Source organism: Blastochloris sulfoviridis (assembly GCF_008630065.1).
Classification (GTDB): domain Bacteria; phylum Pseudomonadota; class Alphaproteobacteria; order Rhizobiales; family Xanthobacteraceae; genus Blastochloris; species Blastochloris sulfoviridis.
Genome location: NZ_VWPL01000005.1, coordinates 166,203 through 184,129 on the forward strand (window position 1 = coordinate 166,203; position 17,927 = coordinate 184,129).

Below are 17,927 nucleotides of genomic sequence, written 5' to 3' on the forward strand. Positions count from 1 at the left end.
TATCCCGAAGGGATCAACCGGGAACCGTATGATTCGAGCGCTGCGCACGCACGCCGCCTCCGCCCAAAACGCCGAACGCCGGCACAGGGCCGGCGTTCGAAGTTCGTGGACGGCCGACACGGGCCGTGATCCGCGCCCAGTTGGCCGTTCAGTCGTCGCGATAGACCCGCTCGCGGCGCTCGTGGCGCTCCTGGGCTTCCACCGAAAGCGTGGCGATCGGCCGTGCTTCCAGGCGCTTGAGGGAGATCGGCTCGCCGGTCTCCTCGCAATAGCCGTAGGAGCCGTCCTCCAGCCGGTCGAGCGCGGCGTCGATCTTGGCGATCAGCTTGCGCTGACGGTCCCGCGCCCGCAATTCGATGGCTCGATCGGTCTCCGAGGAAGCCCGATCGGCAAGATCCGAGTGGTTCTGGTTCTCTTCCTGTAGATTGAGAAGCGTCTCGCGGCTCTCCTTCAGGATGTCGTCCTTCCAGTTGAGCAGCTTCTTGCGGAAGTACTCACGCTGACGTTCATTCATGAAGGGCTCGTGCTCGGACGGCTGGTAGTTGCCATCGATCACGATGGACGAGACCGTCGGATCGAACGTCTCGTTGCTCGAAGCATTGGCCATGGTAACACCGTTCTGCATCGAGAATATCCTGTTGCGCGTCAGGCTTATAGCCATCCGCACCGGAGGTATCAACGGTCAAGGATGTCGTCGTAACGTCAAATGGCATAACGTGCGAGTAGCCGCAGCGTCAGCGGCCGCCGGAACGCCTGTGCTTGGCGAGTTCCACCGCGACGCGCAACTCGATCGCGTCGATCACCGCCTCAAGCTCCGGCTCGCCCGAACTCTCGCGCAGGGTGCCGGCGGCCTGCTCCAGCCGGGCCAGGGCCGGGCCGAGATTCCCGCCGGCCATCAGCGCCAGCTTCATCTCGTCAAGCAGATCGAGCGCCGTCCGGCCGCGGGCGATGGCCCGGCGGCGGCGCTCGCGCGGGTCGGCCTCCTGCACCATCAGGAGCCCGTCGAGGGCGCGGGCGGGCGCGGCGGCGGCGGTCCGGGTCGGCTCGGAGACGTCGGCGGAACCGTCCAGGCTGAAGGCCGAGCCGGAGCCATGCGCCCGCCGCATGCGGCCGGTCGCCGTCACATTGCCTGCCTTGCCCGGTCCCACGATCAGCATGCCGCTCCTCCACCCGCCTTGCGGATGAGCTGGAAACAGACCCGTTGGAAACACTGGACTTCCATAATTAACACTTCGTGAACGGATGGGCAGGATTTGCCGGGCTGGGCAAAAATGTCCTGGCTGCGGCCGCCCGGCACCGCCCGCCTTTGCCCACGGATCCAGCAATCATCGGCCTTTTTTGGCTTGGCACGGCTCTCGCATGGGAGGGTCCGTTCGCGTCTCTGTTCGCGTCGTGGGGAGTGCCTGATGCTGTCCTTTCTTGCCCGGCTTGGGAGCCGCCTCGCCGTCATCGGGCTGATGGCGCTCGTCGCCGGTCCCGCGCTCGCCCAGTCGCGCATCAAGGATCTGGTCGACATCGAGGGCGTGCGCGAGAACCAGCTCATCGGCTACGGCCTCGTCGTCGGCCTCAACGGCACCGGCGACACCCTCAACAACTCGCCCTTCACCCGGCAGTCGCTGCAGGCGATGCTGGAACGCCTGGGCGTCAACACCCGCGGCGTCACCATGCGCACCGGCAATGTGGCGGCGGTGATGGTGACGGCCAAGCTGCCGCCCTTCGGCACCCAGGGCACCCGCATCGACATCGTGGTGTCCGCGCTCGGCGATTCCAAGAGCCTGAAAGGCGGCACGCTGCTGGTCACGCCGCTGCTCGGCGCCGATGGCAATGTCTATGCGGTGGCGCAGGGCACCGTCGCCATCGCCGGCTTCGAGGCCGAAGGTCAGGCGGCCAAGATCACCCGCGGCGTGCCCACCGTCGGCCGCATCGCCAATGGCGCCATCATCGAGCGCGAGATCGAATTCGTGCTGCCGCGCATGAACAGCCTGCGGCTGGCGCTGCGCAACCCCGACCTCACCACCGCCCGGCGCATCGCCGCGGCGATCAATGACTTCGTCGGCGGCCCCACCGCCGAGCCGCTCGACCGGGGGACCGTCAACGTCACCGTGCCCAAGAACTTCCAGGGCAACATCGTGCGCCTGCTCACCGAGGTCGAGCAGCTTCGCGTCGAGCCGGACCAGACCGCGCGCGTGGTGATCGACGAGCAGTCCGGCATCATCGTGATGGGCCGTGACGTCCGGGTGTCCACCGTCGCCGTCGCCCAGGGCAACCTCACGGTCACCGTCACCGAAGGGCCGCAGGTAAGCCAGCCCCAGGCCTTCTCCAACGGCCGCACCGTGGTGGCGCCGCGCACCCAGATCGACGTGGAGGAGGACGGCCACAAGCTGGCGGTCGTCGAATCCGGCGTGTCGCTGCAGCAGCTTGTCGACGGGCTCAACGCGCTCGGCATCGGTCCGCGCGACATGATCTCCATCCTGCAGGCGATCAAGGCATCCGGCGCAATCCAGGCTGAAATCGAGGTGATGTGATGGCGTCCATTTCCTCCACGGCGCTCATCTCGCGCGGCGGCATGGCGACGAACGCCGTCACCACCGCGCCGGCCGGCAAGGACCCGAAGATCTGGGCCGCGGCCCAGGACTTCGAGGCGGTGTTCCTCAACTCCATGTTCGAACCGATGTTCGAGGGCCTCGGCAACGAAGGACCGTTCGGCGGCGGCAGCGGCGTCGAAACCTGGCGCGGCATGATGGTCGAGGAATGGTCCAAATCGATCGCCGCCGCCGGCGGCATCGGCCTCGCCAACCAGATCTACAGCGACATTCTCGCACTGCAGGAGAAACGGTGATGACCCACCCCGCCGAGGCGATCCCCCCGGTCGCCATCGAAACCCCGGAGACCGCACGCGACCTTGTGCTGCGTCTCGCCGACACCATGGACAAGCTGCTGGAACTGGTCGAGACGGAGACCGAGGTGCTGCGCGTCGGCGAGCACACCCACCTCGACGACATCGAGGCCGGCAAGGTGATGCTTGCGCGCCGCTACATCCGCGACATCGAATGCCTGAAGGCCAACGCCCCCTATATCGGACAGGCCATCCCCGAGCTGGTGGCGGAGTTCCGCGAGGGCTACGCGCAGTTCCGCGCCGCGCTCCAGGTCAATCTGGCGGTGCTGGCGCCGCGAAAGGGCGGAGCGGCCCATGGCGGAGCGGCCCACGCCGGCACCGCGGATGGCGCGGCCTACGCCCGCGCGCAGGCCGGCCGCTGAGACGAAATCCGGTCCTTCAGGCCGGAGCCCGCTCGCTGGGCGGCACCTCGCGGGCACCTGCGGCGCGACCCCGCTGCATGACGCGCCTGACTCGCGCGTCACGCCGGCGCATGCCAAGGCACCGGCCACGTCGGCGTGTGGGGCGGCGGGCGACAGCGGCGGGATCCCGCAAGTCCCCGGCCGCACGGCCCGTTCCGAATCACCCCAAGCCGGCATTAACCAGACTTCCTAACGTCAGCTTAACGCCTCCATGCCACCGTGATTCGGGGAGCCTTCGAAGGGTTCCACCGGAACCCGGGGCGGACCAGCCGTCCCGTCCGGCACGGGAGGCCAGGATGGACACGGGCCTGACGATCAAGCCGACTTCGTCCCCGACCCAGATCGGGGTCGGGCGAGACGACGCCCTGCCGGTACCGAAAGCCGCGCCGACCGAGCTTGCACCGTCGCAGACGGTCACCGCCGCAGCCCCCAGCACCAATACCCAGGCTCAGCCCGGCAGCCCGTCGCGGCAGGGCACCGAGGCCGAGATGGCCACCCTGTACGCCAACGCCTTCGACTATCTCGACGGCCGAGTTCTGCTCGACGCGCAGTCGTGCGAGGTCGTCTTCCGCATGATCGACGTGCGGACCCGCAAGGTGGTCGAACAGGTGCCCGACCAGGCGCTGCTGCGTCTGCGCGCCTACACCCGGGCGATCGCATCGGGCGAAGCGCTCAGCGCCGTGGCCGCGCGCTCCAACCTCGCCGCCTGACCGCCCCCTCCCCCGCCATCCTCGCCGCCGCCATCCTTGCCGCCGCCATGCGTGCCGCCGCCATGCGTGCCGCCTTTGGCGCGCCGTCCGCCTTAACCAACGATTAGGGTTAATCGATCACTGTCGCGGCGGGTGCCGTGACGGCGGACGCCAAGACGTTCGTCGAGAAACAGGACCGTCATCGAGAATCAAGACTGTCGTCGAAATTGGTGTCGTCGAGGATCGAGACATGGCCGACCTCATCGTGGCCGTCGGCATCCGCCAGAGCCCGCCCCAGAGCCTGCCATCGTCGCAATCGTCGGCCCAGCCGGCAGCCGCGGCGCGCGAGCGCCGTGCCGAGAGCAGCGCGGCCACGCCGGCCGCCGCCGATCCCACCGATCTCGTCAGCGCCGGCGGGCTTCAGACCCGGGCGAACGACCTCAACGCCCTGCTGGACTCGATGGCGGCCGGCCTTGAGACGCTGGAGGCCGCGGGCAGCGGCCTTGCCGCGATCAGCGCCACCGTCGAGACGATGCGCACGCTCCTGCTCGACGGCGCGGCAGACGCCACGACCGACGAAGCGCGCACTGGCCTCGCAGATCGGTTCAACGCGCTGCGCGACACGCTCGGCGCGCTCATCGACGGCGCCGCGGTCAACGGCGTCAACCTGCTGCAGGGCGACGAGCTGAAGCTCGCGGTCAGCGCCTCGGGCAAGCCCTCGATCGAGATCCGGCTGCGCGACGCCGACGGCCGCACGGCCACGCTCGGCACATTGACCGACGCCATCGCCGCGCTCGATACGGCCGGCCTCGCCTCGGACGACATGGTCGGCGACCAGGTGGCGGCGCTGACATCGAGCCTCGACGCGTTGGGCGCGCTGTCCTCGAGCGTCGCTTCAAGCCTCGCCTCGGTGCAGGACCGCAGCAGCTTCACCCGCTCGATGATCGACATCCTGCAGACCAACGCGGAGAGCCTCGGGCTCAGCGCGCCCGGCGAGGAGGGTGCCAATCTTCTCGCGCTGCAGGTCCGCCAGCAATTGTCCGCCACCACCGCCTCGCTCGCCGCCCAGGCCGATCAGGCGGTGCTGCGGCTGTTCGGCTGAGACCGCTTCAAGCGCGCGGCGCTCAGTGTGCGGAGTCTGGTTCGATGCAGTCGGCAGCGCAGGCCTACGGAACCGTCGCCCGCAAGACCGGCTCGCCGCGCGAACTGGAGGCCGCCCTGCTGCTGCGGGCGGCATCGCGTCTGCAGGCGCTCCACGATCATTGGGACGAACGCATGCGCGACGGCCGCGAGCTGGAGGCGGCGTTGCGCTTCAACCGCAAGCTCTGGACGGTGTTCGTCTCCTCGGCGGCGCGGCCGGATCATCCTCTGCCGGCCGCCATCCGCCAGAACATCGCCAATATCGGCCTGTTCGTGCTGTCGCACACGCTGGCGATCCAGGCGTCGCCGCGGCGCGAGGCGCTGCGCTCGCTGATCAACATCAACCGCCAGATCGCGGCCGGTCTGGCCGCACCGGCGCGTGCTATCCTCAACCGCCAAACCGGGTGACAGATCATGGCGCTCAAGGTCGAACTGAAGCCGGGCGAGCGTATCATCATCGGCCAGAGCGTGGTCACCAATGGCGACCACCGCGCCCGCCTGCTGATCGATGGCGAAGCGCCGATCCTGCGCGAGAAGGACATCATGACGGTGTCGGAGGCCGACACGCCCTGCAAGCGCATCTATCTCATCGTCCAGCTCATGTACCTCACCGGCAATCCGCAGAAGCAGCAGGAGCTGTATCTGGAGCTGGTCGACGAGGTGGTGAAGGCCGCCCCCTCCACCCTGCCCCATGTCGAGACGATCAGCGCCCACATCGCCGCCAACGCGATCTACAAGGCGCTGAAGGAAACCCGGGCGCTGGTCGCCTACGAGACCGAGCTGATGGCCCAGGCGCGCGCCGGCACGCCCGCGCCCTGACCGGAAACCCGGCGGTCGCCCCCCGCCGCCGCTGTGCATCGTCCGGCCTCGCCGCACCTTGGCGACAGAATGCCGCAGCGGTCGGGCCGCGCTCCGCCCGCCTTGCGGCCCTCCGCCCGGCAAAACCTGCCGGACCCGCCTTGCCCGAAGGCCACACCGTTTCTACTGTCATACGGTTTCCGGTTGATCCCTTCGGGATACCGGAAACGGTCTCGCCGAAACCCCCTTCCCGAAGTGGGATTTTCGGCGATCGGAATACGGTTCTCCGGCTTGATCAGCCGGAAACCGCATAACAGGCGCGTAGACCAAGAACGAACATCAGGGGCAGGACCGCGGACATGCGCTTTGAGGGCACCGCCGATTACGTCGCCACCGACGATCTCAAGGTCGCCGTCAACGCCGCCATCGTGCTGGAGCGCCCGCTCTTGGTGAAGGGCGAGCCCGGCACCGGCAAGACGGTGCTGGCGCTGGAGATCGCCAAGGCACTTGGCGCGCCCCTGATCGAGTGGCACATCAAGTCGACCACCAAGGCGCACCAGGGCCTCTACGAATACGACGCGGTGTCGCGCCTGCGCGACAGCCAGCTCGGCGACGCGCGCGTCAAGGACATCCGCAACTACATCAAGCGCGGCAAGCTGTGGGAGGCCTTCGTCTCGGACGCACGGCCGGTGCTGCTGATCGACGAGATCGACAAGGCCGACATCGAGTTTCCCAACGACCTGCTGCAGGAACTCGATCGCATGGAGTTCTTCGTCTACGAGACCAGCGAGACGGTGAAGGCGCAGCGCCGGCCGATGGTGATCATCACCTCCAACAACGAGAAGGAGCTGCCGGACGCCTTCCTGCGCCGCTGCTTCTTCCACTACATCCGCTTCCCCGACCCCGACACGATGCGGGCCATCGTCGACGTGCATTTCCCTGGCATCAAGCAGAAGCTGGTGGCCGAGGCGCTGCGCGTCTTCTACGACATGCGCGACGTCTCGGGCCTGAAGAAGAAGCCCTCGACCTCGGAACTGCTCGACTGGCTGAAGCTGCTCATGGTGGAGGACATCGGTCCCGAGCAGCTTCGCGAGCGCGACCCCAAGAAGCTGATCCCGCCGCTGCACGGCGCGCTGCTCAAGAACGAGCAGGACGTGCATCTGTTCGAGCGGCTGGCGTTCCTCTCCCGCCGCGAGGGACGCTGATCGCGTTCAGTTCGATCCCCCGCACTCCGGAATCTCGCCGACCTTGTCATGGCCGATCAAGGCGCCAAGGTCGGCCTCCCTGGTGAGGGCGACGTAGGTCTTGGTCTCGGCGGTGCGCAGATAAGTCGACACCGACAGCGCATCCGCCGGCAGCGGCCCGGTACGGCACGCCCCCGGCTCGACCGACAGCGTCAGCGAGCCGCGCCGGCCTTCCGCCTTGCGTTTCATGATCTCGCTACGCGCCGCAGCCAATTTGGCCGCATCGGCGGGGTCGAGGCGAAAGGCGGTGGTACCCGCCCCCAGCCTCGCCACCGCGGCGCGCTCGGCCGGATCGGTCACCTCGCGCAGCACGAAGACGCGCTCCTCGCGGCCGCCGTCTTTGAACGCCACCACCAGCTTGAGCCGGGTGTTGTCTGGCTGCGGCACCAGCGGCGGCGGCAGCGTCGCCGCCGCGCGCAGCTCGGCGAAGTCGGTGGTGGCAAAATCGATCTTCGCCAATTCGATCATCGAGGCCACCGGCACGTGGCCGCAGCCCCCCAGCGCCGCGGCCAGGACGCCGCCCCGGAGCCAGCGCCCCCAGCTCGTCCCCAACCCTCGCCCGCACACCGCCATGGCCATCTCCATTGACGTGATGTTTTTTATGTAGGACATTAATTTTATCACGTGTCAACCAAAGGATTCCTGCCATGACCGACACCGCCCTCGCCCGGGTGCGCCGGCTGTCCCGCACGTTCGAGATTGTCGCGATCGCCGGCATGCTGTTCATCGTTGCCGGCGCCGTGCTGGCCTTCCTCATCCCCGACTGGACGCGGAACCTGTTGCTCGCCCGGCTCGGCCAGACCGGCATCACCCTGCCGCTGACGCCGGCGACGACGCTCGCCGCGGCGAGCGTGATCGCGGTGCCGCTTGGGGTGATGCTCTATGGGCTGTGGGCGGTGCGCGGCCTGTTCCGCGAGTTTGCGCGCGGCGACGTGTTCAGCGCCGCCGCCTGCCGCAAGCTGGAGGTGTTCGGCCTCACCGTGCTGGCGCAGGCGCCGCTCGGCCCGCTGACGGCGATGGCGCTGGCGCTGGTCACCTCGCTCGCCAACCCGCCCGGCCAGCGGCTGCTGGTGCTGACGCTCAGCATCAACGACTATTTCGCGCTGATCGTCGGCGGTGTGCTGGTGGCGGTGGCGCGGGTGATGCGGGAAGCCGCCCGCCTCGCCGACGAGAACGCAAGCTTCGTGTGAGGCCGGCCATGCCGATCGTGGTCAATCTCGACGTCATGCTTGCCAAACGCAAGATGCGCTCGAAGGAGCTCGCCCAGCGCATCGGCATCGCCGAGCCCAACGTGTCGCTGCTCAAGTCCGGCAAGGTGAAGGGCATCCGCTTCGACACGCTGGCCCGCATCTGCGAAGTACTGGACTGCCAGCCCGGCGACATCCTGGAATATCGCCCCGGCCCCGAGAAGGACGGCGACGTCTCGTGAGCGCAACGCTCAGGTGGAGGGAACTGCCGCGATGTCGTCGCCCGAAACAGCCGGCGTCTCCGGAGGCGGGTTCTCGCAAGGTGGGGTCTTCGCGGCCTTGGCCGCGCCCTGCGGCGCGGCCCGTCGCATCAAGGCCTCGTCGAGGCGGTCCTGCAGCCGCCGCGACCAGAAGGAAAGCTGGGTGGCGAAGCCGCCGAACACGCCGGTCGCCGGCACCAGCCCGAACGGGATGAACAGCCGCCAGCGGTCGTCGGCATCGAGGATGGCCGAGGCGATCAGTTGGCCGGCGATGGCGGTAGGCGCGAGCCCCTGGCCGCCGAACGCCGAGGCGATCCACAGGCCCGGCCCGAGCCGGCCGATCTGCGGCATCAGGTGGACGGCAGAGCCCGTCACCCCGCTCCAGGCGTGGGTGATCTCGACCGGGCCGAGCTGCGGATAGACCGCGGCGATGTCGGCGGCGATCAGCCGGTCGAGCCGCGCCGGCGGGCTTGTGCGGGTGGTGAGGCCACCGCCCCACAGCAGCCGGTCGCCGATGATCCGGTAATGGTCGCCGCCCTGGCGCGTATCGGAGACCGCGCCGGCAAAGCGGATCGCCGATTCGAGCCGCTCGCCGAGTGGCGCGCTGACGCCGATATGGCGCGCCACCGGCAGGATGCAGCGGCCCAGCGCCGGGAAGGCGCCGCCGATGCCGGCCGAGCCGCAGAACACCACCTCGTGCGCCCGCAGCCGCGCCTGCGGCGTCTCGATCACCTTGCGCACGCCCGCCACGTCGCCGGCCTGGACGGGCGTCGATTCGAAGATGCGTCCGCCCGCCGCCTCGACCGCCGCCGCCAGCCCGAGCACGAAATTGAGCGGGTGAATCTGGAACGCCCCGGGCAGATGCAGCGCGGTGTAATAGCGCTCGCTGCGCAGCACCTCGCGCACCTGCGCCCGCGGCCACGCCTCGGCCAGGGTGCCCCAGCGCGTCATCCGCTCGGCGACGCGCGCAGCCACGCTCTCCCCCGCCGCCCGAAAGGCGATCAGCCGGCCGGGCGCCGGCTCGACCCCCGGCATGCCGGTCTCGGCGATCAGGCTGCGCACGGCCTCCGCCCCCTCGGCCGAGAGCTGCCACAGGGCGCGGGCGTGGTCCTCGCCGACGCGCGACAGGATTCGACTTGGGATTTCCGCGTAGCCGGCCGACACGAACCCGGCATTGCGCCCCGACGCGCCCGCGCCGATCCGGCCGGCCTCGACCACCACCACGTCGCGGCCGCGGCGGGCCAGCACCAGCGCCGTCCACAGGCCGGCCAGCCCGCCGCCCACCACCACCACCTCGCAATCGAGGTCGGTCCGGAGGGCAGGACGGTCCGGCCGCGCCACCGCGGTGGCCTCGAAGAAGGTCTCGGAAGCGACATTGACCATGGCGGGGGTGTAGACGGCCGGCCTCCGGGGAGCAATAACCTCGCGGCGAGACCATGCGGAGGACGGACAGCCCATGCGCCGGCTGATGTTGTTGCGCCACACAAAATCGGACTGGCCGCAGGGCGCGGCCGATCGCGGCCGGCCGCTGAACGAGCGCGGGCGCGAGGTCGCGCCGCTGATGGGCGCCTATCTGGCCCGTCACGCGCTGCTGCCCGACCGCATCCTGGTCTCGCCGACCCGCCGCACGCTGGAGACTTTGGAACTCGCCTCCCGGCCCCTGCCCCTGACGTGCGAGCCGGTGGTGGACGAGCGCATCTACGAGGCGTCCGCCGATCATCTGCTCGACCTGCTGCGTCGCCAGCCCGACACCTGCCACCAGCTGCTGGTGGTCGGCCACAATCCTGGCCTGCAGGATCTGGCGCTCCGACTCATCGCCACCGGCGATGCCGACGCCCGTCGGCGACTCGCCGAGAAATATCCGACCGGCGGCTTGACGGTGATCGACTTCGCCGTCGACGATTGGAGCGCCGTGCATCCCCGTTCCGGCCGGCTCGACCGATTCGTCGTTCCCAAGATGCTGGATGCCCCGGCCGACTGATGCCGTCACGCTGGACAAATTATTTCGAGGATGCCCGCATCGCCGCCCGGGCGGCGCGCGACTATGTCGGCAACCTCAGCCGCCCCACCCTCCGGCTCGGTGTCACCGGCCTGTCGCGCGCGGGCAAGACCGTGTTCATCACCGCGCTGGTCGATGCGCTGCTGCATGGCGGCGCGCTGCCGGTGTTCGAGGCCATGGCCTCGGGCCGCATCGCCCGCGCCGTGCTGGAGCCGCAGCCCGACGATGCCGTGCCGCGGTTCGACGTGGAACGCCACATCTCGACCCTGACCGGCGCCGACCGGCGCTGGCCGGAATCCACCACCCGGATCTCCGAGCTGCGGGTCGCTCTCACCTACCAGCCGAAGCGAAGCTTCGGCACCGCCGAGCGCACGCTGGTGATCGACATCGTCGACTATCCCGGCGAATGGCTGCTCGACCTGCCGCTGCTGACGCGCAGCTATCTCGACTGGTCGCGCGAGGCGGTGCGCCTGTCGCGCGAGCCGGTGCGGGCCCCCCTCGCCGCCGACTGGCACGCGCACCTGCAGACGCTCGACCCCAATGCGCCGGCCGAGGAGACCGAGGCGGTGAAGGCGGCAGCGCTGTTCCGGCACTATCTCGCCGCCTGCCGCCAGGAGCGCTTTTCGCTGTCGCTGCTGCCGCCCGGCCGCTTCCTGATGCCGGGGGATCTGACGAACTCGCCGGCGCTCACCTTCGCGCCGCTCGATCTGCCCGAGTTTCCGGGCGAGGCGGTGCCCGGCTCGATGCGGGCGATGATGGAGCGCCGCTACGAGGCCTACCGCTCGGCCGTGGTGCGGCCGTTCTTCCGCGATCACTTCGCCCGGCTGGACCGCCAGATCGTGCTGGTCGACGTGCTCTCCGCCCTCAATGCCGGGCCGGAAGCGGTGTGCGACCTGGAAAACGCCATCGGCACCATCCTCGAAGCCTTCCGCACCGGCCGGCGCACGCTGCTCTCCAGCCTGGTGCGCCCGCGCATCGACCGCGTGCTGTTCGCCGCCACCAAGGCCGACCATCTGCACCACGCCAGCCACGACCGGCTGGAAGCGTTCCTGCGCCGGCTCGCCGACCGCGCCATCCGCCGCGTCTCCTATACCGGCGCGACGATCGAGGTCGCCGCGGTTGCCGCGGTGCGCGCCACCCGCGAGGCGCGGGTGCGCAATGGCGGCTTCGACTATGAGGCGATCGTCGGCACGCCGCTCGCCGGCGAGCGCGCCGGCCGCGAGGTGTTCGACGGCAAGGTCGAGGTGGCGATGTTCCCCGGCGAGCTGCCGGCCGACCCCGACCTGCTGTTCAGCGGCGGCCCGGTCTTCCGCGGCCTGACCGCCGCCGACCCGTCCGAGGCGGATTACCGGTTCCTGCGCTTCCGCCCGCCGATCGTGGCGCGCAGCGCGCCGCTGCCCCACATCCGCCTCGACCGTACGCTGCAATTCCTTCTCGGCGACCGTTTGGGCTAGAACTCGCTTGGGCCAACCATGACCGAACCGCCCCGCCGACGTCCCGTTGTCTTCCGCCTCGACGATCCCACGGTCGTCGTGTCCGATCCGAGCGCGCCGGTGCCGGCACGCCCGCAGCCGGCCCCACGTGCCCCTGAGCAGCGTGCCCCCGAGCCGCGCGCGTCCGAGCAGCGCCCGTCCGAGGCGGCCGGCGCCGAGCCCGTGGCCGCAACGGGTCAGGCCGCGGCGAGGCCCGCGCCCGCCAAGCCCGCCCCGAAGCCGGCGGCCGCCAAGGTGCCCGAGCCGCCGCCGACCCGCATCGACGTCGAGCCGCGGCCGGCGCCGGCGCCGCGCTCGCGTCCGCAGACCACCACCATCGTCACGACGCCGGCCCCGGCCAAGCCCAAGAGCCGGCTCGGCACGCTGGCCTGGTCGGCGGTCGGCGGCCTGATCTCGATCTATGTCAGCCTGCAGATCTGGCAGCTCATCGAGGAGGCGTTCGCCCGCTCGGCGCTGCTCGGCTCGCTGGCCTCGCTGCTGGCGCTGATCGTGGCGGTGGCGGCGCTGGTGGTGGGCCTGCGCGAGCTGGTCGGCCTGCTGCGCCTGGAGAACATGGCCAAGGTGCGCAGCGAGGCCGAACAGGCGTCCGCCACCGACGACCGCGCCCGCGCCGAGACCGTGGTCAAGAACCTGCTCAGCTTCGCCGCCGAGAATCCGCGGCTCGTGCGCGCCCGCACCGACCTCGCCGAGCATCTCGAAGCGATCATCGACGGTCGCGACCTGATCCATCTCGCCGAGCGCGAGCTGATGGGCCCGCTCGACGCCGAGGCGCGGCGCATGGTGGCGGAGACCGCGGCGCGCATCTCGGTGGTCACCGCGGTGTCGCCCAACGCATTGGTCGACATCCTGTTCGTGGCGGCGAGCGCCGTCAGCTTGGTGCGCCGGCTCGGCCTGCTCTATGGCGGCCGGCCCGGCGCGCTCGGTCTCATCAAGATCGGCCGGCAGACGCTGTCGCTCCTGGCGGTCACCGGCGGCCTCGCCGCCGGCGACGCGGTGCTGCAGCAGATGGTCGGCCACGGCTTGGCCGCCAAGCTGTCGGCCAAGCTCGGCCAGGGCCTGCTCAACGGCATGCTGACCGTCCGCCTCGGCGTCGCCGCCATTCATGCGATCCGGCCGCTGCCCTTCTCCGCCCTGCCCAAGCCGACGGTGCGCGAACTGGCGGCCGACCTGATGCGCCGGACCAAGACCGACGACGCCACTGCCGAGGACCGCAATTGATCCGGAATGGCGCTATGCTCCGAATCCGGATCCGAAGCAGGGAAGGAAACCATGTTCAAGAAGATCCTCGTCCCGGTTGACCTCGCCGAGCTCGATTTCGCCAGACCGGCACTCGACGCCGCGCTGAGCATCGCGCGGACAGACGGCGCCACGGTGCGCCTGCTCAATGTGCTCCAGCTCCTGCCGGCGATGATGGCGGAATACCTGCCGGCGGACTTCGACGAGATCCAGCAGAAGAACGCGTCCGAGGCGCTGGCCAAGCTCGCCGGAAGCCTCGACCTGCACCCCGCCAACATCTCGGCCACGGTGCGGATCGGCCCGGTCCACCACGAGGTGCTGGAAGAGGCCAAGGCGTTCGGCGCCGACCTGATCGTCATGAGCTCGCACGATCCGGGCCTGCGCACCTATTTCATCGGCTCCAACGCCGCGCAGGTGGTGCGCCACGCCCACTGCTCGGTGATGGTGGTGCGCAGCCGCACCGAGGGACAGTGAGACCGGCGGCGAGCGGGACGGTCTAGCGTCCCCGCAGCGCCGCCAGCGCCACGCCGAGCCAGCCGGCGATCATCGTCAGCCCGCCGGCCGGCGCCGCAAAGGGAAACAGCCGGGCGTGGAGATAGACCCGCGCCGCGAGGTCGCCGGCGAACAGCGCGCTGCCGGCGAGCATCAGCGCCGCCGCCAGGACGAAGAGGCCGCCGCGCCCGGCGAGCGCCAGCACCGCCGCGGCATGCATCACCAGCAGCAGCCCGGCGGTCTCGAGCCCCGGGTGGCCGCCATGCGACCCGGCCGCCGCCAGCGCCACGCCGGCCGCCCCGGCGAGCCCGCCCGCCAGCGTCACGGCGCGTTGCGTCCCTGCGCTATCCCTGGCCATCGCCGTCTCCCGCTCCAGCCCCGACTCCACGCCGAAATATCGCAAGTGTTGCATCCCGGCACCAGCCGGGCGAGCAGCCTTCAACTACAGTACGTCATTGAATGCAGCGTGATTCAAAAGGCAGTGCCATGAAGCGAGTGGTGATCGGCGGTTTGATGTGCGTGGTGGGGCTCGCCGGATCAGCGGCCGCCGCCGATCTTCGGCTCGCCAAGTCGCCGGAGGTCATGGCCCCGGCCTGGAACTGGACCGGCGGCTATATCGGCCTCAATGGCGGCTATGGCTGGGGCAGCGCCGACCACCAGTTCGACCCGACTCCGTTCGTCAGCCATTTCGCGCCCGCTGGCGCCAGCCTCGACCATGACATCGACGGCGGCCTGTTCGGCTTCCAGACCGGCTGGAACTGGCAGGTCGGCAATGTCGTGTTCGGCCTGGAAGGCACCACCGCCTGGGCCGGCATTGAGGGCAAGGACGCCGGGGTGTTCAACGGCTTCGGCGGCGCGACCTACAAGACCGAGATTGAGAGCGTCTCCACCTTCGTCGCCCGCCTCGGCTTCGCCAATGGCGCCTGGCTGTTCTACGGCAAGGGCGGCGTCGCCTATGGCGAGGTCAAGAGCACGCTGACCAACGACAATGGCTCGCGCTACTACCGCGAGACCAACGACCATATCGGCTGGACCGTCGGCCTCGGCGCCGAATACGCGCTGGCGCCGAACTGGATCCTCGGCCTCGAATACAACTACGTCGACCTCGGCGACGAGCGTTACGGCGGCGGCATTGCCTCGTCGTTCGCCGACTACACCGCCGACATCGCCTTCTCCACCGTGCTGGCCCGGCTGTCCTACAAGTTCGGCGCCGGCGGCAACCCGCTCGCCGCCGCCGTCCTCGGGTCGGCGGCCCCGGGCGGGCTGTGGAACGGCCTCTATCTCGGTCTGCAGGGCGGCTATGGCTGGGGCACCAGCGACCAGACGCTGTACGCCGGCTCGCTCGTCGGCGGCGGCGGCAGCCGCGACTTCGACTTCGATGGCGGCCTGTTCGGCGTCCAAGTCGGCTATATGGGCCAGCTTGGCAACTGGGTGCTCGGCACCGAAGCCACCCTCGCCTGGACCGGCCTGGAGAAGAGCGGCGACGTGCCCGAGGATCTGCTCGTGGCCGGCGCCAGCGCGACGGTGTCCAGCGAGCTGAACTGGCTCGCCACCACCACGCTGCGCCTCGGCTACACCTGGGGCCCCTGGCAGCTCTACGGCAAGGGCGGCACCGCCTTCGGCCAGGCCGAGAGCAAGGCGGCGATCCGCTGGGGTGGCGATACGTTCTCCTTCTCCGAGAAGAACGACCACGTCGGCTGGACGCTCGGCGGCGGCCTCGAATATGCCTGGGGCAACTGGCTGGTCGGCGTCGAATACAATTACTACGACCTCGGCGACCAGAAGTACGGCGGCGACGCCCGCCCCGGTGGCTGGCTAGCCTACGAGAACGAGCTGAGCTTCTCGAGCGTGCTGGCGCGCGTGTCCTACAAGTTCGACCCCACCCCCGCGCCGGTGGTCGCCAAATACTGATCGCGAACGTCCTCCGCCCAACGACTGCCAACGGGCCGGCCTTGCGCCGGCCCGTTGTCGTTTTGCTCCCTCCCTCACCGGCCTGATCGGCCAGAAACCGTATCACCGGCTGAGTTCGCGCATCGCCCCGTCGAGCCCTTCGAGCGTCAGCGCGAACATCCGCCCGCCGATGAGTTGGCGGATCATCCGGATCGACGGCGTCACGTCCCAATGGGCGGCCGGCACCGGGTTGAGCCACACCGCGTGCGGATAGGTGGCGAACACGCGCTCCAGCCACACCCGCCCCGGCTCGTCGTTCATATGCTCCACCGAGCCGCCGATGGCGCTGAGCTCGTAGGGGCTCATTGAGGCGTCGCCGACGAAGATCACCTTGTAGTCGGCGCCGAAGGTGTGCAGCACCTGCCAGGTCGGGATGGTCTGCTGGTAGCGGCGGGCATTGTCCTTCCACACCCGCTCATAGAGGCAGTTGTGGAAGTAGAAATAGTCGAGGTGCTTGAACTCGGTCCGCGCCGCCGAGAACAGCTCCTCGGTGGCCGCGACGTGCCAGTCCATCGAGCCGCCGACGTCGAAGAACAGCAGCACCTTGACGGCATTGTGCCGCTCGGGCCGCAGCCGGATGTCGAGATAGCCCTTGTGGGCGGTGCCGCGGATGGTCTCGTCGAGGTCGAGCTCCTCCGCCGCGCCGGTGCGGGCGAATTTGCGCAGGCGGCGCAGCGCGATCTTGATGTTGCGGGTGCCGAGCTCGACGTCGCCGTCGAGGTCCTTGAACTCGCGCCGGTCCCACACCTTGACGGCGCGGCGGTGGCGGCCTTCCGCTTGGCCGATGCGCACGCCTTCCGGATTGTAGCCATAGGCACCGAACGGCGAGGTTCCGGCGGTGCCGATCCATTTGTTGCCGCCCTGGTGGCGCTCGGTCTGCTCGGCGAGCCGCTGGCGCAGCGTCTCCATCAGCTTCTCGAAGCCGCCCAGCGCCTCGATCTGCGCCTTCTCCTCCTCGGTCAGGAACTTCTCGGCGAGCTTCTTCAACCACTCGGCCGGGATCTCGGCGGTGGCGGCATCGGCCACCGTCTCCAGCCCCTTGAAGACGTGGGCGAACACCCGGTCGAACCTGTCGAGGTTGCGCTCGTCCTTCACCAGCGCGGCGCGCGACAGGTAATAGAAGTCCTCGACCCGGCGGCCGGCGACGTCGCGCTCCATGCCCTCCATCAGCGTCAGGTACTCGCGCAAGGTCACCGGCACGCCGGCCGCCTTGAGGTCGTAGAAGAAGCTGACGAACATCGGCCACCCCCTATTCAGGCAACATTATCATGCCGCATCGGCCCCGCCGACGCGCACGCAATGCCGCAGGTGGCCGCGGGCGCGGTTGACAAGCCTGCGAGCCCCGTCGCACCGTTGCGCCGGCCGGTGGGCGTAAGCGGGCAAGCGCGCAAGACCGGCGGACGCGGACGGACAAGCGAGCACGCGATGGTGGTGGTGCCTTTTCCCGCCCCGAGGGCGCCGGCCAGCGGCAACCGCGCCGCGGCGGCGCGCCTGTTCGACCATCTGGAGCCCGGCGAGCGCCTGCTGTGGGCCGACCGGCCGGACCCGTGGTCGGTGGTGCGCGACCGCGGCTTCATGGTGCCGCTGTGGCTTGGCGCCATCGCCGTGCCGCTCGGCACCATCCTGGCGCTCGGCACCGGCGGCGGCCCGGCCTATGTCGCCGGTCTGTCGCTGCTGGTGGGCGCGGCGCTGATCGGCATGCTGGCGTTCGGGGTGTGGCGGCGGGCCGGCGAGACGGTCTACGGCCTCACCGACCGCCGCATCCTGGTGCTGCGCGACGGCGCGATCCCCAGGCTGGAGGCGACCGCCGCCGACCGCATCGCCTGGATCGACATGGTGCGCCAGCGCGACGGCTCGGGCGCGGTGAGCCTCACCATCATCGACGGCTCGCAGTCGGGCGCCGAGCTGGTGCTGGGCGGCCTCGCCGACCCGCAGGACGTCGCGCGCCGCGTCGCCGTGGCCTATGCCTTCCACGCGCCGCATCTGATGCAGGGATAGGGCTGGAGACGGAAACGGCCGCGGGGTTCCCCGCGGCCGTCCAAATGATGCATTCCGGTAGCGCTCGGCTCAGGCCGCGCGCACCGTGGCGAGGAACTTGGCGACTTCGGCCTGCAGCACGCCCGACTGGGTGGCGAGGTCGCC

The 17,927-nt window shown here is 69.8% G+C and carries 22 protein-coding genes; 16 read left to right on the forward strand and 6 right to left on the reverse strand.

What is annotated here, in order from left to right:
- Nucleotides 1-148 precede the first annotated feature (148 nt).
- Together dksA and F1193_RS04595 are read right to left on the reverse strand one after the other, a co-directional pair.
- Nucleotides 149-514, reverse strand: a complete 366-nt coding sequence (gene dksA, locus F1193_RS04590; RefSeq protein ID WP_244600176.1) for an RNA polymerase-binding protein DksA — start codon at nucleotides 512-514, stop codon at nucleotides 149-151.
- A 220-nt stretch (nucleotides 515-734) separates the two neighbouring features.
- Nucleotides 735-1,157: a flagellar assembly protein FliX gene (locus F1193_RS04595; protein ID WP_150096491.1), complete on the reverse strand. Its 423-nt coding sequence runs from the start codon at nucleotides 1,155-1,157 to the stop codon at nucleotides 735-737.
- Nucleotides 1,158-1,457: 300 nt separating this feature from the next.
- On the opposite strand from F1193_RS04595, the gene F1193_RS04600 reads away from it, so the two are divergent.
- From F1193_RS04600 to F1193_RS04630, 8 genes are all read left to right on the forward strand, one after another.
- Nucleotides 1,458-2,525: a flagellar basal body P-ring protein FlgI gene (locus tag F1193_RS04600; RefSeq protein WP_246164124.1), complete on the forward strand. Its 1,068-nt coding sequence runs from the start codon at nucleotides 1,458-1,460 to the stop codon at nucleotides 2,523-2,525.
- Complete coding sequence (locus F1193_RS04605; protein ID WP_150096493.1) at nucleotides 2,525-2,839, forward strand: rod-binding protein; 315 nt, start codon at nucleotides 2,525-2,527, stop codon at nucleotides 2,837-2,839. The genes F1193_RS04600 and F1193_RS04605 overlap by 1 nt, the downstream gene beginning before the upstream one ends.
- On the forward strand, nucleotides 2,839-3,258 hold the full coding sequence (locus F1193_RS04610; RefSeq protein ID WP_150096494.1) for a hypothetical protein: 420 nt from the start codon (nucleotides 2,839-2,841) through the stop codon (nucleotides 3,256-3,258). The genes F1193_RS04605 and F1193_RS04610 overlap by 1 nt, the downstream gene beginning before the upstream one ends.
- A gap of 335 nt (nucleotides 3,259-3,593) precedes the next feature.
- Nucleotides 3,594-4,007 (forward strand): hypothetical protein, encoded by a 414-nt coding sequence (locus tag F1193_RS17040; RefSeq protein WP_170263360.1) that lies wholly within the window; start codon nucleotides 3,594-3,596, stop codon nucleotides 4,005-4,007.
- Between the two features lie 229 nt (nucleotides 4,008-4,236).
- On the forward strand, nucleotides 4,237-5,088 hold the full coding sequence (locus tag F1193_RS04615; protein ID WP_150096495.1) for a flagellin N-terminal helical domain-containing protein: 852 nt from the start codon (nucleotides 4,237-4,239) through the stop codon (nucleotides 5,086-5,088).
- Between the two features lie 44 nt (nucleotides 5,089-5,132).
- Complete coding sequence (flaF, locus tag F1193_RS04620; RefSeq protein WP_150096496.1) at nucleotides 5,133-5,534, forward strand: flagellar biosynthesis regulator FlaF; 402 nt, start codon at nucleotides 5,133-5,135, stop codon at nucleotides 5,532-5,534.
- A 6-nt stretch (nucleotides 5,535-5,540) separates the two neighbouring features.
- Nucleotides 5,541-5,945 (forward strand): flagellar biosynthesis repressor FlbT, encoded by a 405-nt coding sequence (gene flbT / locus F1193_RS04625; RefSeq protein WP_150096497.1) that lies wholly within the window; start codon nucleotides 5,541-5,543, stop codon nucleotides 5,943-5,945.
- A 338-nt stretch (nucleotides 5,946-6,283) separates the two neighbouring features.
- A complete protein-coding gene (locus F1193_RS04630) occupies nucleotides 6,284-7,129 on the forward strand; it encodes an AAA family ATPase (protein ID WP_150096498.1) in 846 nt (281 codons plus the stop codon).
- A 6-nt stretch (nucleotides 7,130-7,135) separates the two neighbouring features.
- On the opposite strand, the gene F1193_RS04635 is transcribed toward F1193_RS04630, so the two are convergent.
- A complete protein-coding gene (locus tag F1193_RS04635; protein ID WP_150096499.1) occupies nucleotides 7,136-7,780 on the reverse strand; it encodes a hypothetical protein in 645 nt (214 codons plus the stop codon).
- Nucleotides 7,781-7,815: 35 nt separating this feature from the next.
- Between F1193_RS04635 and F1193_RS04640 the strand changes: the two genes are divergently transcribed.
- Together F1193_RS04640 and F1193_RS04645 are read left to right on the forward strand one after the other, a co-directional pair.
- The gene (locus F1193_RS04640; protein ID WP_150096500.1) at nucleotides 7,816-8,358 is read left to right on the forward strand and encodes a DUF2975 domain-containing protein; all 543 of its coding nucleotides are present in this window, start codon (nucleotides 7,816-7,818) and stop codon (nucleotides 8,356-8,358) included.
- Nucleotides 8,359-8,366: 8 nt separating this feature from the next.
- Nucleotides 8,367-8,597 (forward strand): helix-turn-helix domain-containing protein, encoded by a 231-nt coding sequence (locus F1193_RS04645; RefSeq protein ID WP_150096501.1) that lies wholly within the window; start codon nucleotides 8,367-8,369, stop codon nucleotides 8,595-8,597.
- A gap of 9 nt (nucleotides 8,598-8,606) precedes the next feature.
- Here F1193_RS04645 and F1193_RS04650 read toward each other — a convergent pair whose 3' ends face one another.
- Nucleotides 8,607-9,998 (reverse strand): NAD(P)/FAD-dependent oxidoreductase, encoded by a 1,392-nt coding sequence (locus F1193_RS04650; RefSeq protein ID WP_170263362.1) that lies wholly within the window; start codon nucleotides 9,996-9,998, stop codon nucleotides 8,607-8,609.
- A gap of 73 nt (nucleotides 9,999-10,071) precedes the next feature.
- Between F1193_RS04650 and F1193_RS04655 the strand changes: the two genes are divergently transcribed.
- The 4 genes from F1193_RS04655 to F1193_RS04670 are packed head-to-tail and all read left to right on the forward strand — an operon-like array spanning nucleotide 10,072 to nucleotide 13,817.
- On the forward strand, nucleotides 10,072-10,596 hold the full coding sequence (locus F1193_RS04655) for a SixA phosphatase family protein (RefSeq protein ID WP_150096503.1): 525 nt from the start codon (nucleotides 10,072-10,074) through the stop codon (nucleotides 10,594-10,596).
- The gene (locus F1193_RS04660) at nucleotides 10,596-12,068 is read left to right on the forward strand and encodes a YcjX family GTP-binding protein (protein ID WP_150096504.1); all 1,473 of its coding nucleotides are present in this window, start codon (nucleotides 10,596-10,598) and stop codon (nucleotides 12,066-12,068) included. Before F1193_RS04655 ends, F1193_RS04660 begins: the two co-directional genes overlap by 1 nt.
- Before the next feature lie 18 nt (nucleotides 12,069-12,086).
- On the forward strand, nucleotides 12,087-13,325 hold the full coding sequence (locus F1193_RS04665) for a YcjF family protein (RefSeq protein ID WP_150096505.1): 1,239 nt from the start codon (nucleotides 12,087-12,089) through the stop codon (nucleotides 13,323-13,325).
- A gap of 51 nt (nucleotides 13,326-13,376) precedes the next feature.
- Nucleotides 13,377-13,817: a universal stress protein gene (locus F1193_RS04670; protein ID WP_150096506.1), complete on the forward strand. Its 441-nt coding sequence runs from the start codon at nucleotides 13,377-13,379 to the stop codon at nucleotides 13,815-13,817.
- 22 nt (nucleotides 13,818-13,839) lie between these two features.
- Here the strand turns inward: F1193_RS04670 and F1193_RS04675 are convergent, their stop codons facing one another.
- A complete protein-coding gene (locus F1193_RS04675; protein WP_150096507.1) occupies nucleotides 13,840-14,193 on the reverse strand; it encodes a DUF423 domain-containing protein in 354 nt (117 codons plus the stop codon).
- A gap of 128 nt (nucleotides 14,194-14,321) precedes the next feature.
- Between F1193_RS04675 and F1193_RS04680 the strand changes: the two genes are divergently transcribed.
- A complete protein-coding gene (locus F1193_RS04680; RefSeq protein ID WP_170263365.1) occupies nucleotides 14,322-15,746 on the forward strand; it encodes an outer membrane protein in 1,425 nt (474 codons plus the stop codon).
- Between the two features lie 102 nt (nucleotides 15,747-15,848).
- Here F1193_RS04680 and F1193_RS04685 read toward each other — a convergent pair whose 3' ends face one another.
- On the reverse strand, nucleotides 15,849-17,024 hold the full coding sequence (locus F1193_RS04685; protein WP_150096509.1) for a vWA domain-containing protein: 1,176 nt from the start codon (nucleotides 17,022-17,024) through the stop codon (nucleotides 15,849-15,851).
- Nucleotides 17,025-17,210: 186 nt separating this feature from the next.
- Between F1193_RS04685 and F1193_RS04690 the strand changes: the two genes are divergently transcribed.
- Nucleotides 17,211-17,783 (forward strand): YdbT family protein, encoded by a 573-nt coding sequence (locus tag F1193_RS04690; RefSeq protein ID WP_150096510.1) that lies wholly within the window; start codon nucleotides 17,211-17,213, stop codon nucleotides 17,781-17,783.
- Nucleotides 17,784-17,927: the final 144 nt, after the last annotated feature.